General features: G+C 60.9%; 12 protein-coding genes. All 12 read right to left on the bottom strand.

The window, feature by feature from the left end:
- A complete protein-coding gene (locus tag ACKVY0_RS08390; protein WP_409214352.1) occupies nt 1-1,845 on the bottom strand; it encodes a carbamoyltransferase in 1,845 nt (614 codons plus the stop codon).
- A 14-nt stretch (nt 1,846-1,859) separates the two neighbouring features.
- A complete protein-coding gene (locus ACKVY0_RS08385; RefSeq protein ID WP_409214351.1) occupies nt 1,860-2,972 on the bottom strand; it encodes an SGNH/GDSL hydrolase family protein in 1,113 nt (370 codons plus the stop codon).
- 10 nt (nt 2,973-2,982) lie between these two features.
- Nucleotides 2,983-4,497 (bottom strand): hypothetical protein, encoded by a 1,515-nt coding sequence (locus ACKVY0_RS08380; RefSeq protein ID WP_409214350.1) that lies wholly within the window; start codon nt 4,495-4,497, stop codon nt 2,983-2,985.
- Nucleotides 4,498-4,546: 49 nt separating this feature from the next.
- Nucleotides 4,547-5,677 (bottom strand): glycosyltransferase family 4 protein, encoded by a 1,131-nt coding sequence (locus ACKVY0_RS08375; RefSeq protein WP_409214349.1) that lies wholly within the window; start codon nt 5,675-5,677, stop codon nt 4,547-4,549.
- A 103-nt stretch (nt 5,678-5,780) separates the two neighbouring features.
- Nucleotides 5,781-6,953 carry a glycosyltransferase family 4 protein gene (locus tag ACKVY0_RS08370; protein WP_409214348.1) on the bottom strand — a complete coding sequence of 391 codons (1,173 nt, stop codon included), beginning with the start codon at nt 6,951-6,953 and terminating at the stop codon, nt 5,781-5,783.
- A gap of 16 nt (nt 6,954-6,969) precedes the next feature.
- Nucleotides 6,970-7,734: a class I SAM-dependent methyltransferase gene (locus ACKVY0_RS08365; protein ID WP_409214347.1), complete on the bottom strand. Its 765-nt coding sequence runs from the start codon at nt 7,732-7,734 to the stop codon at nt 6,970-6,972.
- A 27-nt stretch (nt 7,735-7,761) separates the two neighbouring features.
- Nucleotides 7,762-8,517 (bottom strand): glycosyltransferase family 2 protein, encoded by a 756-nt coding sequence (locus ACKVY0_RS08360; protein WP_409214346.1) that lies wholly within the window; start codon nt 8,515-8,517, stop codon nt 7,762-7,764.
- A gap of 22 nt (nt 8,518-8,539) precedes the next feature.
- Nucleotides 8,540-9,592, bottom strand: coding sequence for an NAD-dependent epimerase/dehydratase family protein (locus ACKVY0_RS08355; protein WP_409214345.1), 1,053 nt, complete (start codon nt 9,590-9,592; stop codon nt 8,540-8,542).
- Between the two features lie 92 nt (nt 9,593-9,684).
- Nucleotides 9,685-10,737 (bottom strand): NAD-dependent epimerase/dehydratase family protein, encoded by a 1,053-nt coding sequence (locus tag ACKVY0_RS08350; RefSeq protein WP_409214417.1) that lies wholly within the window; start codon nt 10,735-10,737, stop codon nt 9,685-9,687.
- The gene (locus ACKVY0_RS08345; protein ID WP_409214344.1) at nt 10,731-12,020 is read right to left on the bottom strand and encodes a glycosyltransferase family 4 protein; all 1,290 of its coding nucleotides are present in this window, start codon (nt 12,018-12,020) and stop codon (nt 10,731-10,733) included. The genes ACKVY0_RS08350 and ACKVY0_RS08345 overlap by 7 nt, the downstream gene beginning before the upstream one ends.
- Nucleotides 12,020-13,255, bottom strand: coding sequence for a glycosyltransferase family 4 protein (locus ACKVY0_RS08340; protein ID WP_409214343.1), 1,236 nt, complete (start codon nt 13,253-13,255; stop codon nt 12,020-12,022). Before ACKVY0_RS08340 ends, ACKVY0_RS08345 begins: the two co-directional genes overlap by 1 nt.
- Nucleotides 13,252-14,727: an ArnT family glycosyltransferase gene (locus tag ACKVY0_RS08335; RefSeq protein ID WP_409214342.1), complete on the bottom strand. Its 1,476-nt coding sequence runs from the start codon at nt 14,725-14,727 to the stop codon at nt 13,252-13,254. Before ACKVY0_RS08335 ends, ACKVY0_RS08340 begins: the two co-directional genes overlap by 4 nt.

Raw genomic sequence — 14,727 nt, 5'->3', positions numbered from 1 at the left:
TCAATCGAGTTGGAAGCTTTCAATATATTTTTTGCGCTCGCTGTCGTCCTGCTGCGGCTGCTCGCTGCGGCGCAGGACGCAGTTTTCGAGCACCAGCACGTCCATGTCGCTGACCATGAAGCAGCGATAGGCATCCTCAGGCGTGCAGACGATCGGCTCGCCGCGGATGTTGAAACTCGTGTTGATGATGACGCCGCAGCCGGTCTGGCGCTTGAACTCGCGCATCAGCCGATAATAGCGCCCATGCCGTTCCTCATCCACGGTCTGAATGCGCGCGCTCATGTCCACATGCGTGATGGCCGGGAGCGTGGAACGGGGCACGTTCACGCGCTTGCGCAGATCGGGATCCTGCATGAGGGCCTGTTGCTCTGCGGTCAGGTCACACCAGAGATCCTTTTTCACATCGGCGACCATGAGCATGTAGGGAGACTCGCGGTCGTGGTCAAAATACTGGCTGACATCCTCGGCCAGCACGCATGGGGCGAACGGACGAAAGCTCTCGCGAAACTTGATCCGCAGGTTCATCTGCGACTGCATCGCCGTACTGCGGGGGTCACCGATGATGCTGCGCGCGCCCAGCGCACGCGGCCCGAACTCCATGCGGCCAGAAAACCAGCCGACCACTTTCTCCGCGGCCATTTCCCGCGCCACCTCGGTGAGCAGCTCCGCCTCACGCTCGAAATAGGCGTGGGGGATGTTTTTGCCGTCCAGAAACAACCGGATTTCCGCGTTGGTGAACTTCGGGCCGAGCAGCGATCCTTGCATGGAGTCTTTGCCGTTTGGCGTGCGCGGACTGCCAAGCAGTTGGTGATGCACGAAGAGCGCGGCGCCCAAAGCACCGCCGGCATCGCCGGATGCGGGGGTGACAAACACCTCATCGAAGATCTTTGAACGCAGCAGTTTGCCGTTCGCCACGCAATTGAGCGCCACCCCACCCGCCAGGCAGAGATTGCGGCAGCCGGTGATCTCCCTGGCATGCCGGGCCATGCGCAGCACGGCCTCCTCGGTGACTTTTTGGATGGAGGCCGCGATGTCCATCTCACGCTGGGTGAGGGCGGCTTCGGGACTGCGTGCCGGGCCGCCGAAGAGCGCGGCGAACTTGTCGTTCGTCATCGTCAGTCCCTGGCAATAATTGAAGTAGCTCATGTCCAGCGCCAGCGAGCCGTCCTGCTTCAGATCCACGAGGTGCTGCAAAATAAGATCGGCGTATTTCGGCTCGCCATAAGGAGCCAGGCCCATAAGTTTGTACTCACCCGAGTTGACCTTGAACCCACAGAAGTAGGTCACTGCGCTGTACAGCAGACCGAGCGAATGCGGAAAATGCAGCGTCTTGAGAATCTTGAGCTGGTTGCCCTTGCCATGGCCAATGGTGGCCGTGTCCCACTCACCGACACCATCGAGCGTGAGGATCGCCGCTTCGTCAAAGGGCGAAACGAAGAACGTGCTGGCCGCGTGCGACTCATGATGGCCGGTGAAGGCGATGCGCTTTTGGTAGCGCCCCTCCAGGGCTTTGCGGATCTCGCGCGGCAGATGCAGCTTCGTCTTCAACCACAACGGCATCGCCATCATGAACGATCGCAGACCTGCGGGCGCATAGGCTAGGTAGGTTTCCAGCAGCCGGTCGAACTTTTGCAGCGGCTTGTCGTAAAACACCACATAATCGAGCTGTTCCGGAGTGATCCCGCCTTCGCGCAGGCAGTAGTCCACCGCGTGTTTGGGGAACTCGTGGTCGTGCTTGATGCGGGTGAAGCGCTCCTCCTGGGCTGCGGCAACGATTGCTCCATCTACGAGCAATGCGGCGGCGCTGTCGTGATAGAAGGCGGAGAGGCCGAGAATTCGAGGCAAGATTGAGTGTGCGGTTACTGCCGGGGTGGATTGGATGAGGTGCCGTGCGCCAGCCAGTCGGGATGCTTGGTGATGACGTTCGCCACCCCAGTTGCGATCACCTCGTAGCCCAAAGGAGTGCAATGGCCGTTACGGACATGGAACAAGGCATGCACGGGCAGGTGGTGTTTCTCTAGGTGCGCACGCAGCAGGAGAGTCGCGTCCACATGAGGGATGGCAAGCGCGGTGGTCCAGGTCTGGATGAGTTCCCGGAACCGGCGGTAATTGTGGTGCGCGTTTTCACCCCATTCCATCTCACCATGGGAAGGAATAAACACCACCAGAAGACCGGCACCAGCCGCCGCCGCCGCCTGCTGTAGCCCGCCCAGCAGTGCCTGGTTGATGGGAGCGGCCAGTTCCACCGAGTTGGCGGCCTCTTCCGGCGGACCGCCGACCATGCCACCGACCGTCCCTGTCCGGGTCCATTGAATAACCGACTCCTTGATCAACGCGGCAAGTGCCGAATGCGTGGAGATGAAGTCATAGAATGGAATCTTGGCTGTGATGGACTTTAAGACTGACACGTCCTTCCGCACGACTTGATGCGTTTTTAAACTCCCGTCAGGCTCAAGCGAAACCAGACCGTTGAAGGCGTTCTCCCAGTCGCTGGCATGACAGCCCACAATGATCAGCTTTGGATGATACTTGCTGGCGTGCTGCCGCGACCATATCCAGTACTCCGTGAGTCCCCAGCCCATCACGCCCGCATTGACCACTTCAGTGCTGACTCCTGTGGTGCCCAGCGCGTCTTGCAGGCGAACCGGCCAGGTCTCCGAATCTGCCGCGCCCACGCCAAAGGTAAAAGAGTCACCCAAGCAAAGAATGCGCGGAACCACCGCTTGGCTGGAGACTGGAGTCTTGCCGCGAAACCCCTGGTGGTTGGTATTGAACTCGTAGTCGAACTCTCCCGGTGAAATGTGCCTGCCGGTAATGCCTAGCTTATTGTAATAAATGGTGTCCGGATTCAATGTCACATGCGGTGTGCCGCGCGGCACATAAACCAACCACCTCACCATAACCTCTCCTGCCAGCGCGGAAAAAATCAGTGTGGCGGCGGTGATACCAGCCTGGAGCAGTCGTTTCTTCATGCGGAGACAGTCACTGTTGCACCTTCAGCCACCGCATGACTCTTTCACCATACACTTTGTTCATGGCCCAGTAGGCCAGGCTCAGCAGCACTAGGCTGCCCACCAGCTTGGCGTTGGAAGTGGCAAACGCTTGCAACACGGCGAAAAGCATAGCCGTGCCGATGGCCGTTCCCAGCATCGCCGAATGCTTGTTGCGCAACGCCACCTGGTAAATCCTAGCCATGAGCACACCGAGCAGAAAGACCGGCACAAACATGCCCACGGAACCAAAGTCGGCATAACTCTCCGCCATGTAGCCGATGCCAATCGAAGTGCCGGACTCCCCCCCTGACAATCGCAACCCGGTGAAACGGCGGGCACGCTCGGAGTCGTCCAGAGTCTCCTTGCTGCGGAAAATGAAACGCGGCATCAGCACGTGCTTCACCGCGCCCAGCCACAGTTCGCCGTTGGCGTGCGGCTCGAATCTCGGCACATGACTGAGCGTTTGACCAAACAGCGCGACATACTGCAGACGGGCCAGCAACATGCGCATACCCAGGTCCAGGGTTTTTTCATCCATTCGAGAAACGCGATCGGCCAGCCAGTTCAGCCGCTCGGTAATAGTGTGGCGGCTGAGACCATGCGTTCCTTCCTTACCACCGCTGTTGTACATCCGGTAGTCGGCCTTGATGCTGGCCCAGAACACTGAGGTGACACTACCAAGCAGGATCACCGCGATCATGCCGGCGCGCAGGCGGCCATTCATGCTGCGACGCAAGGTCATGGCAACAATGAGGAACATGATCAAGCCCTCCTTGTAACTGCTAAACCAGCCCAGAAAGCCGGTCACAAACTCCACCGCCATGGCAATCAGCAGCAGCCCGTAGCCCCGGTCTCGCAGCAGCACGATATAGGAGAGCATGAAAAAGAACACCCATTTCAGATTGTAAAACGGCACGACAAACTGGTGCAAAGAAACCACCCGCCAGCCGACACCTTCGGCAATCGTCCCCAGCGCGGAGGTGAAGATCCAAAATTGGAAGATCCGTGCCATGTCGAAACGACCTGCATCGGCCTCCAGAACACCGGCCACTTCCCCACCCCTCCCCGCAGTGCTCAGGGCTAGGCGCATGCCCAGCGCCAGGGCAAGAATCCCGATCACGCAGAGTAAGGTGGCACGCTCTACTTCCGGGCCTTCCAGCACTGTGGCCATGGTGACCCCGTAGAAGTCACAATAAAACACGGTTACCACTACCTGCAGCCATTGCATCCCGCAGCAAGCGAACAGGATGGGCGACTCACCTTTGAAGAGCAGCAGGCTGGCACAGACGGGAAGCGTGAGCACACACACTGCGGTAAGCAGCGGATAGATGGTCGTCAGACTCGCCAGGGTCAGGACAAAGGCCGCAATCCAGGCCCAGGCCGGCAGGGGCTGAAATAATCCCAGCGTCGCCTTGCGTTGCCGGATGCCGCGCCCGCCCTGAACCGGCGCCGCCTGCATGGTGCCGCGCATCACGGGTGGCCCGGTGGTGTTGTTTCTGATCATGACGCTTTCTGACACATGCTGGCGTGAAGTCAATCGGCCCGCCGCCGGTTCACACCGGACGCGCCTCCAGCAAGCGCACAAAATCGGTGATGAACCGGTCCCGGCCAAATTGAGCCGCCACCCGGCGGCGGGCGGCCGCCCCCAGACGGCGGCGCAGCTCCGGATTCCCGAGAACTTCGTCCAGGCGCTGCGTCAACTGGTCGATGTTGCCGGCCTCGACCAGCAAACCCGTCACCCCGTCCTCAATAATTTCGGGCAGGCCGCCGCGGCGACTGGCCACCACCGGGAGACTGAATAAGGCTGCCTCAATGGCCACGGTTGGCAGGGCTTCGTTCGCTCCGGCGGGCACGGGCACGACGCACACCTCCAGTTCTTGGTAGATGCGGACGCGATCCATGACAAAGCCGTGCCATACCACACGGTCGCTGAGACCCAGCGCCGCCGCCTGGCGCTTGAGCTTGCCGGTGTAGGCGTTGGAGCCGGTGCCATAGACATGGATCTCCGCCTGGGGATGCCGGTCGGCGATGCGGGCAAAGGCGGCCAGCAGATCGTGATGACCTTTCCATTCCTCGACCTGCCCCACCAGGCCCAGACGCAGCCGGTCCTGAACCGGAGCGGCAGGCTGATCCGGTGCGGCGATCTCCTTCAGTCCGTTGTGAATCACCTGCACTTTTTCCTGGGGAACACCCAGTTGCAACAAGGTGTCCTGCACCGCTGCCGAAACCGCGACAAACCCATGCAGGCGCTGCGACAGCCAGCCAAACACCCGGCGGTAATGCGGACGGTCCGGGAGAATTTCATGAATCCAGAACCAGTCTCGTTCCGCGTTCAACAACGGCCACAGCAGCAGCAGGTGATGCCAGCTCGTGTGCAGCACCCGTTCCGGCTGCTCCTGGCGCAGGAACTGGCGGTACTCCGTCCAGAGCGCCGGCAGGCGCAGCAGTTGTTTGACCGTCATGAGCAGGCAGTCCCACCGGAGCGTGGCGGAAATCGCACCCAGGGCCACGCTGACGAATGGGAATCCAAGTTCCTTCAACCGATCTTGGTAGCTGCCGTCATTCCAGAAGCTGGTGACATAGCTGACACGATGCCCGGCGGCGCGCAAACCTTCCCCGAGTTCCAGTGTCATGATTTCCTTGCCCGAAACGTTCTCGGCGCGGCTGACGATGGCGACGCGCATCACCTGGACGCACCTTCCAAGTGGCAATGTTTCATGAAAAAATGCATGTCTATTGAGTCTGCGAGGCCGGCAACGCCTGTCGGCGGGTGAGGCAAATGGCAACTCATGGGTCCGTAACACCGGGATCAGACCGGTGATTTTTGGAGTCATCTGAATCAAACTCATCCAGCAGTTGTTCGAAGGCCGCCACAAAACGTTTCCGACTGAAACTCTCCAGGGCGCGCTGTCTGGCCGACTTGCCCATTTGTTCCCTTAGTTCCGCGCTGCCGAGCAGGGTGTCTAGCTGTGAAGCCAGCTCAGTTTGATTCCCGGCCTCATGCAGCAGACCGGTGACGCCGTCGGCCACGATCTCCGGCATGCCGCCAACACGCGCAGCCACCACCGGCAGCCCAAAGAATGCCGCCTCGATCGCCACCGTGGGCAGGGCTTCAGTGGCCTGGCTTGGCACGACACACAGATCCATCTGCCCAAAAATACGCTCCTTGTCGGCGACAAAACCATGCCAGAAGAGCCGGTTGCTGACACCGAGAGCTTCCGCTCTTCGTTTGAGTTGCTGCGCAAACTCACTGCGAGCCTCCCCAAAAACATGCAGCTCGGCAGCGGGATGAGCCGCAGCATTCCGGGCAAAGGCTTCCAGCAGATCTTGATGCCCCTTCCAGGGCGCCACCTGCCCGACGATGCCCACGCGCAAGCCCAGCCAGGACTTCAGCCGGGAACCACCTGCTCCAGCGGGGTCTGCGAGGCCGTTGTGAATCACCTGGATTTTACCAGCGGGAATCCCACTACGGAGCAGCGCCTCTTTCACGGCATTCGACACCGGAATGAACGCACGCAGCCGTCTGGAGAGGTGCTGGAACACGAAGCGGTACTGCGGCTTGTCAGAAATGACATCATGCAGCCAGAACCAATCTCGCTTGGGATTGAGAAACGGCCAGAGCACCAGCAGGTGGTGCCAGTTGGTATGAATCACCTGCACGGACTTGTGCTGGCGCAGAAACCGGCCGTAATCCAGCCACAGGCCCGGCACTCGCACGAGTTGATCCAGCGTCATGCGGATGCAGTCCAGGCTCAGCGTGGCCGAGATGAATCCCAGGCGCATGAAGCTGGCAGGTATGCCCAGCTTCTGCAGCCGGCGGCCGAACTCGCCGTCCCCGCACCACCGGCTGGAGACAAATGACACCTGCTGCCCCGCCGCCTTCAGCCCTGCGCCCAGCTCCAGAGCGATGATCTCCTTGCCAAAGAGATGCTGTCCGCCGGCGACAATGGCGATTTTCATGGTGCTGAGAGTGCGGTCAGGCATCGGGTTTATGACCAAAATAAGAGAAATGCAGGCCAAAAGGGCGGGCGAGCCAGCGTGCCCAACGGCTCTGGAAGTGCATAGTGCAGAGTTTTGCCGGCGCCACGCGCGGCAGCAGCAGCCACTGGTAGTTGCAGCTTTCCATCCGCTCAATCCTCAGGCCCGCTTGGCGCAGATAACCGCGAATGTTCCAGAAGAAATAAAAATTCTCGCGCGGCTGCACACCAGCACCGGAGTTGAATGGCTTTTTACTCAGCCAGCTCTGCATCCAGGCCAGCAGCATGCCGTTGAGATAGCTCGGGGTGGTCAGACAGAATTTTCCTCCCGGCTTCAGCACGCGCGCCAATTCCTGCGCCATTTGGGGCGGATGCGGCACATGCTCCATGCACTCGCAGCTCACTACCAGATCAAACGAATGGTCGGCAAAGGGCAGCGCCTCCGCATCACCGACCACGAATTGCACAGCAGACTGTTGTTCAGCGGCCAGTTCCTTAGCGATGGCAATGGCGGAATCGGAAAAATCCAAGGCCGTGATGTTGAACTCCGGCTTCTGCTTTGACAGCCAGAGGGCGAAGCCGCCGCGCCCGCACCCCACTTCCAACACACTGCCTCCAGGGTAATGCTGCATCTCGCGAAACACGGCCTCATACCACGGATGCGCCAGCGGTGACTCGGGTTCTCCAGCACGCTTCCTTTGCCGGTGCCATTCGTCGTAGTCCTTGAGGACGTCGGCGGCGTTTTCAGTGTTGTTCTTTTGCATGTGACGTGACCCGTTCAGCCAACAGGCTTATTTGTTCTTGTAGTCGCCCCTGGAGAAGTACTTCTCCAGCCAGATGTAGGCGGAGATGAAAAAATAACGGCTGCCCATCTCCCTGATCCTGAGCTTGGCCAGGCCGGTGCGGCGGTTGCGCCAGGTGATGGGCATCGTCGTCCAGGTGAAGCCGCGCACGATGGCCTTGAGCGGCAGCTCCACCGTGAGATTGAAATGCGGCGCGAGCAGTGGGCGGCAGCCGTCGATCACGCTGCGGCGGTAGGCTTTGAAGGCATTGGTGGTGTCGTTGAGCCGAATGTTGAAGACCATGCGGATGAAGAAGTTGGCGAGGCGGTTGAGGCGCAGTTTCAACCAGGGGTAGTCAATGACGCCGCCGCCTTTGACGAAGCGGCTGCCGAAGACGCAGTCCCAGCCTTCATTGAGCAGCTTCCAGTAGCGCACCACATCGCGGGGGTCATCGGATTCGTCCGCCATCATGATGACCACGGCATCTCCCTTCATGCGGTCCAGTCCCTGAATGATCGCGCGGCCAAAGCCATGCGCGCCGAGGTTCTGCACCGGACACAGTGCCGTGATCTTGCCCGCCAGTGCTTGGAGGATGTCCCAGGTGCCGTCCGTGCTGCCGTCATCCACCACCAGGATCTCATGTGGTACTTGGTTGAGTTCGAGTTCCAGATGCAGGTGCTCGATCGTGGCGGTGATACAGCCGGCCTCGTCCCTGGCAGGAATGACCACGCTGAGGAGCGTGAGCGGCGGCTGGTCAACAGGCATCAGGGGTTCCACCAATGAGAGTTCAGGCAAGCTGACGCAGCTCCTGCTGCTGCCCGGTGACCCAGGCGAGTGTGTCTGCGACGACCTGCCGCACGCTGCGTGACGGACGCCATGATGTGCGCTCAAACAGGCGGGAGCAGTCGCCGATGAACAGGCGCAGGTCGTTGGGGCGCGTCTGCGGATCGGAGTTGATGGCGATTTCCCGCCCCGTGATCTCCTGGCAGAGCGCGGTGAGTTCCAGCAGCGAGACGCTGTTGGCCAGACCACCGGCGACGTTGCCGGTCCAGCCGTCCCAGACATCAAAGGCCGTGATTTGTTCGCCCACCAGCTCGCACAAATCCTGCACATGCAATACGTCGCGCACCTGCTTCCCCTGGCCGCCATAACCGATGTAGGACAGCGGCCGATCAAAGACATGCGCCATGACCCAGTGGGCCACGATGCCCTGGTCCACCTTGCCAAACTGCCAGGGGCCGGCGATCACGCCACAGCGGTTCACGACGGCACTCAGCCCGTAGGTGTCGCGATATTCTTCGATCATTTGTTCGCAGGCGAGCTTGGTGAAACCATACAACGAACGGCGGCCTTCCAGCCGCAGCTCCTCTGCAACACCCCGTGCAGTGATGCCAGACACACCTTCATCGAGCCAAGCAAACCGCGTCGCCTCCTCCTGCCAGGGATGGGATTCCAGCCGCCGCACGGGATAGACTCTGCTGGTGGAGAGAAAAATCACTTTGGCCTGCCAACTGCGGGCTTGTTCGAGGCACTGGAACGCTCCCACGAGATTCGTTTCAAACAGATAAGCGGGTGAACCAGCGCTTCCTGCGAGCACCGAGGGTTCGGCGGAACACTCGATGAGCAGATCAAACGGTCCCGCTGGAAAGTCGGCGGGATGACGAACGTCACCGCGATGGAATTGAATCCCGAGCGGCGGGTAGCGCGCCACATTCAGTTCCGAGCCTTTCCGGTAAAGATTGTCCATGCACACGATCTCGGCGGCGGGCCGGACGCTGCGCAGATGGCAGGCGATGTTCGAGCCAATGAACCCCGCCCCGCCGGTGATGAGAATGCGCATTGAAAAAAGCTAAAAGTGAAAAGCGGAAAGCTGAAATTTCTTCCGCGATTTCCGTGCAGGCGGTGGGCAGATTTGACCTGGGACCGGGCAACCTATGCCACGGCAGCGGCGCTGGCGGTGTAGATCTCGCGAAAGACGTCATCGAGACTCTTGGTGATGTCCCAATCGGGGTAGTGGGCCTTCATTTTGGACAGGTCGCTGATGTAACAGATGTGGTCGCCTTCACGGTTCTTGTCCACATACTCCCACTGCATCGGCCTGCCGGAGATGGCGGCAATCTTGTCGAAGGCTTCGAGAATCGATACGCTGTTGTCACGGCCGCCGCCGAGGTTGTAAACCTCGCCACCACGCGGATTTTCAAAGAACGCCTGCGTAAACAGCGCCACATCGCGGGCATGAATGTTGTCACGCACTTGTTTGCCCTGGTAGCCGAAGACCAGGTAAACTTTCCCGGCGACGTTGCATTTGATCAGGTGGCTGAGGAAGCCGTGGAGTTCGACCCCGCTGTGGTGCGGTCCGGTGAGGCAGCCGCCGCGCAGGCAACAGGTCTGCATGCCAAAGTAGCGGCCATATTCCTGCACCATGACATCCGCCGCGACCTTCGATGCGCCAAACAGGCTGTGCTTGCTCTGATCGATGGAGAAGTCCTCGGTGATGCCATTCACATAGGCGGGATCGTCGTAATCCCAGCGGGTGTCGAGCTCTTTGAGACGGATCGAGTTCGGACGGTCGCCATAGACCTTGTTGGTGCTCAGGTGAATGAACACTGCATCCGGCGCATGCCGCCGCGTGGCTTCCAGGAGGTTCAAAGTGCCTGCGGCGTTGATGTCGAAATCATCGAACGGCCGTGAGGCCGCCAGATCATGGCTGGGTTGTGCGGCGGCATGCACCACTAGGTCAGGTTGGAGCTGCTCCAGACATTCCAGCACGGCCTGCCGGTCACGAATATCCATTTCATGATGGTGAAACTGCGGATGCAGCGCTTGGAGCCGTGCTTGATTGCATCGGGTGTCGCCCGGCGGGCCAAAAAAATCCGCGCGCATGTTGTTGTCCACCCCATGCACCTCCCAGCCCTGCACCGCATAGTGGCTGACCATTTCAGAGCCGATGAGACCTGACGAACCGGTGACCAGCAGTCTCATGATGACGAATCCTGATAGGCGTCCACCACCGACTGCACACAGTGATCGAACGAGTAACCGTGCAGCACCTCCGGCCCCACTTTTGCCGCCTCCGGCGACTGTGCGAGCCAGCACAGCCGATCGGCGAGCGCTGCGCTGTCGCCACAGGGGAAGATTTGGTTCGGTGGCCGTGCGCCCAGGTCTTCGGCACTGCCACAATGATCGCTAATGATGCAAGGCAGGCCGCTGGCGAGCGCCTCATTGACCACCAGTCCCCAAGTTTCACCGAAATCGCTCGGCAAGACCAGACAGTCGGCGGCCACATAGGCTTCGGAGATCTGCGTTTGGTTCAAAAAACCCGCGAAGGAAGCGGGGGGACGAGTTGATGGTTGATGGATGATGGTTGATGGATCGGATTCAGCATCGAAGACCACTTGGCATGCAGCGCGAAGTTCATTGCCGAGTTCGCCGGAGCCGGTGAACAGGAGATGCACGTTCGGCAGGCGTTTGTCTTCGATCAGCAGTGACGCTGCCTGCACCAGATCCAGCGGCCGCTTCTTCGGAATGAATTTGCCGCAAAACAGAACGCAAAACGCATTATCGGCGATGCCCCAGCGTTTTCTGATTTCCAGTTTCTGCTTTTCAATTTGATGCGCTTCGCTTCCCTCCGGGCTGCCTGCGGCAGTCGGTCTCACTTCGTTCGGCTCTGCTTTCTGCTTTTCAATTTCTGCTTTCTGTCTGCGGAAGCGCGCATTGTCCACGGCGTAAGGCGCTGCGAGCAGTTTAGCCTCGGGAACACCAAACTGGCGGTACAAACGGCGGTTCGCCGTGCCGATGCAGAGAAACTTGCCCACCCGGCGGAACAACTGCCCCAGCACCACGCGCTTGACGATTTTTTTCCAGCCGGACACGGGAGCGAGATCATTGCTCTCGCCCCGCAGCCAGATTTCCACCCCGGCGCAGCGTGCCTCATGCACCGCCTGCCAGTAGCCCGCCACCTGCCAGCCCTGAATCCACAGGACTTTGACGCCATTAGCGCGAAGCCGATCGCGCAGCCGCTCCTTCATGCGGCAGTGCCAAAACGAGGCTGGATGCACCTTGTCAGGAACCTGGAGGAACTGATGCGGATAGCCGGAGAGCAGATCGATGTCCCAGGCAAACTTGGTGCCGAACTCCACATCGTGGCTCACCCGCGTGGCATGATCACTCATGTACCAGACCTCAAACGGCACGCGGCCATCGCGGGCGAGCGCCTGCCAGATCGGCACTTGGTATTGAATCGGGTGGGTAGTGAGGATGGCGAGCATCAAGGTGTGGCTTGCAACAACTCCGCCCAGCGGCTGCCATAAACATCCCAGCCAAGCCGCGCACGCCCGGCCAGCGCGGCCTGCCGCATGCGTTCGCGCAGCACCGGATCAGCGGCCAGCCGGCGCATCCGCTCGGCTAGAGATTCGGCATCGCCAGAGCCGACGATAAAACCATTCTCGCCCTCGGAGATCAATTCCGAGGCACCCGACTCCAGCGTCGCGATGAGCGGCAACCCGGCGGCCTGCGCCTCGATCTGCACCTGGGCCAGACCTTCAAAAAAGCTCGGGAAGACAAACACGTCCGCCGCCTGCATGAGCGCCGCCACTTGCTGCCGGTTCTGGTTTCCCAGCAGTTTCACCGAAGCTGGCAGCGTGCTCATTTCGCCGGCTGGCAGCGTTCCCGGCCCGGCCAGCCAAAGTTCCGCGTCCGCCAGCGCCAGTTGCCGCCATGCCGCCAGCAGCACGGGAACGCCTTTGCGGGCGCTCAGTCCGCCGACGAACAAAAAAATCACCGGCTGGCGTACCGCGTGCCGTCGTTCTGCACCTGGATGAAACAGCGTGAGATCCGTGCCGAAAGGGATCACATGAATTTTTTCTGCCTCCACGCCTTCACTGACGAGCGTCTGCTTCACAAACTCGCTGGGTACCACGATGAGATCAGCCAGGGCATGCTCCGCGCGTTCGCTTTCGACCATCGCTGCCGCTTTCTGCGGCGCGGAGGTGCTCCAGTCCGGGAAGCGCTGCCGCAGCGCTGCAAAAATGCGTTCCTTGGCCGCCGGATGCCCGATGCTTTGATCCAGGATGAAGCGTTTGCCAGCCGCCTTCGCCCGGCGGGCCAGCAACCATGACGAAGTGTCGAAGCCGATCACCACCGCGGCGGCGAGGAGTTCCGCTGCGGGAATCGCCTCCTGAAAACGGCGGTTACGCTCAAAAAACGCCGCCTCATCGCCTTGCCGCCGGGCGGCCTTGCGGGCCTGCCAATCGAGACGCGGCAGCGTGCGCAAAGCGGTGCTAGCAATGCCAACGAGACGTTTCCCCAGCCGCTGCCGGATGAAACTCGGCGCGCACTTCACCAAGCGCCCGGCCCAGCCCTGCTCCGCCAGGGCAAAGCCGGTCCAGTAGCGGCGCAGCAGGCCGCGCCGACCCAGTTCACGCGCCAGATGCGGCGCATACTGAGTGCCTGGATGAGCGAGGAGCACAGAAAGGAGTGCGTCAGAGTTCACTTCAAAAATCATGGCTGGCGCGGCCGGTAGATGCGGAAGCCGTCGCCTGTTTCCGCCAGCGTATAGGCTGCCGCCAGTTCCGGGCTGAAATCCAGCGGCGGGTCGTCCACATCGACCACCAGTCGAAAGTAGCGCTGCTGGATGAGCGGTCGCAGCCCCTGCTGCAGCCGTTCAGGATAACGCCGCTCGTACTCATCATAGAGGTAGGAGAACACAAACGCCGGGCGGCCTGGGTGCAGCCAGGGCAGGTTATAAGGCCGCCCGGTGATGAGCAGCGGCCCCTGTTCGTGTTGCAGCCGCTGCTGCAACCGCAGCGTCAAGTTTTGATCGTCGCGAATGTTCACCCGGCCCAGTTGGCCGGAAAAAATGAGGCCGACGGCGATGAGCTGGAGCACGATCCCGCCAACCACCGCCCGGCGCGACGCCACCACGAGCACGGCGGCAAACACACTCGGTGCCAGGTAGTAGTAGTCGCCGGCGCCGAGCTTGGACGAGGTGATCAGGCACAGCGGCAGGCTCACGGCGGCCAGCATGACCGTCAGGCGCAATTCCGGTGTCAAAGACCGCCATTGCACCAGCAGCGGCACCAGCAGGAGCGCCCCCATCAGCATGAATGGCGCTTTCGCCATGGCAGCAGCGGCCAGCTTGAACCCCTGGGCCGGATCGAACTGGCTGGTGAGTGCGTGCAGCAGGACGGTGTTTTGATAGTACCATTCGTTGGAGCAAGTCAGAGTCGCCGCAACCACGATGAGCAGCGGCGCGGCAAAGGCCGCCAGTGCCCGCCACTGCCGATGCCAGCCCAGATAGACGCAGCCGCCCGCGAACAGGAACACCTGGCTTTGCTTGAAGCTCCAGGCCAGGGCGACCGCGAGACCGGCCAGCACCACGCAGCGCAACGACACCTGACGCGCATGCCGCAGCAGCAGCGCGAAACCCGCCACCTCGCAGAACACCGCACCAACATCCGGACGCACCGAGAACGACATCCAGTGAAACAAGGGATTGCACACGCAGATGCCCGCCGCGCCGAAGGCAAACAGCGATGCCCCCCTGCCCTGCGCGGCCGTTGGAGCGTTGAACACCGAGCGCCACAGGATCAGCCAGGTGCCCAGGCAAAAAAACAGCGACAGCGAGCGCCAGATCGTCGGCAGCCACGCAGCCGCGACCGGCCACACGGTGCTCCAGAGTTTGCCCCACAGCGCGTAGGCGGCGTAAAACAGCCAGTTGAAGTAGCTGGTGGCAAAGGGCGCGGCGAAAGCATCCGTGTAGATGGGCTCCCCGTTCTGCGCCTTCCAGACGGAGAACAGCGCCTCCTCCTCCAGGCCCGAGGTATTGCCCAAAAACGGCCGGTCCAGCGTGACGGCACTGGTAACACGCAGCGCCAGCAGCACCACGCACGCCAGCAGGCCGAGCAGCATGAAGCCAGCAACAGCATGCTCCTTCCCTGCTGCTTTGATGTTCCCCATGAAGAATTGTTTGCTCAT

The sequence above is a fragment of the Prosthecobacter sp. genome, from assembly GCF_046154365.1.
Taxonomy (GTDB): Bacteria; Verrucomicrobiota; Verrucomicrobiia; order Verrucomicrobiales; family Verrucomicrobiaceae; genus Prosthecobacter.
Note: the sequence above shows the minus strand (reverse complement) of the source record. Positions and strands in the feature narration are given on the sequence as shown.

Coding starts and splice junctions, on each gene's coding strand:
- ACKVY0_RS08345 (WP_409214344.1), bottom strand. CDS start 12,020: ATGCTCGCCATCCTCACTACCCACCCGATTCAATACCAAGTGCCGATC.
- ACKVY0_RS08335 (WP_409214342.1), bottom strand. CDS start 14,727: ATGAGCAAACAATTCTTCATGGGGAACATCAAAGCAGCAGGGAAGGAG.
- ACKVY0_RS08380 (WP_409214350.1), bottom strand. CDS start 4,497: ATGATCAGAAACAACACCACCGGGCCACCCGTGATGCGCGGCACCATG.
- ACKVY0_RS08340 (WP_409214343.1), bottom strand. CDS start 13,255: ATGATTTTTGAAGTGAACTCTGACGCACTCCTTTCTGTGCTCCTCGCT.
- ACKVY0_RS08360 (WP_409214346.1), bottom strand. CDS start 8,517: ATGCCTGTTGACCAGCCGCCGCTCACGCTCCTCAGCGTGGTCATTCCT.
- ACKVY0_RS08355 (WP_409214345.1), bottom strand. CDS start 9,592: ATGCGCATTCTCATCACCGGCGGGGCGGGGTTCATTGGCTCGAACATC.
- ACKVY0_RS08365 (WP_409214347.1), bottom strand. CDS start 7,734: ATGCAAAAGAACAACACTGAAAACGCCGCCGACGTCCTCAAGGACTAC.
- ACKVY0_RS08370 (WP_409214348.1), bottom strand. CDS start 6,953: ATGAAAATCGCCATTGTCGCCGGCGGACAGCATCTCTTTGGCAAGGAG.
- ACKVY0_RS08385 (WP_409214351.1), bottom strand. CDS start 2,972: ATGAAGAAACGACTGCTCCAGGCTGGTATCACCGCCGCCACACTGATT.
- ACKVY0_RS08375 (WP_409214349.1), bottom strand. CDS start 5,677: ATGCGCGTCGCCATCGTCAGCCGCGCCGAGAACGTTTCGGGCAAGGAA.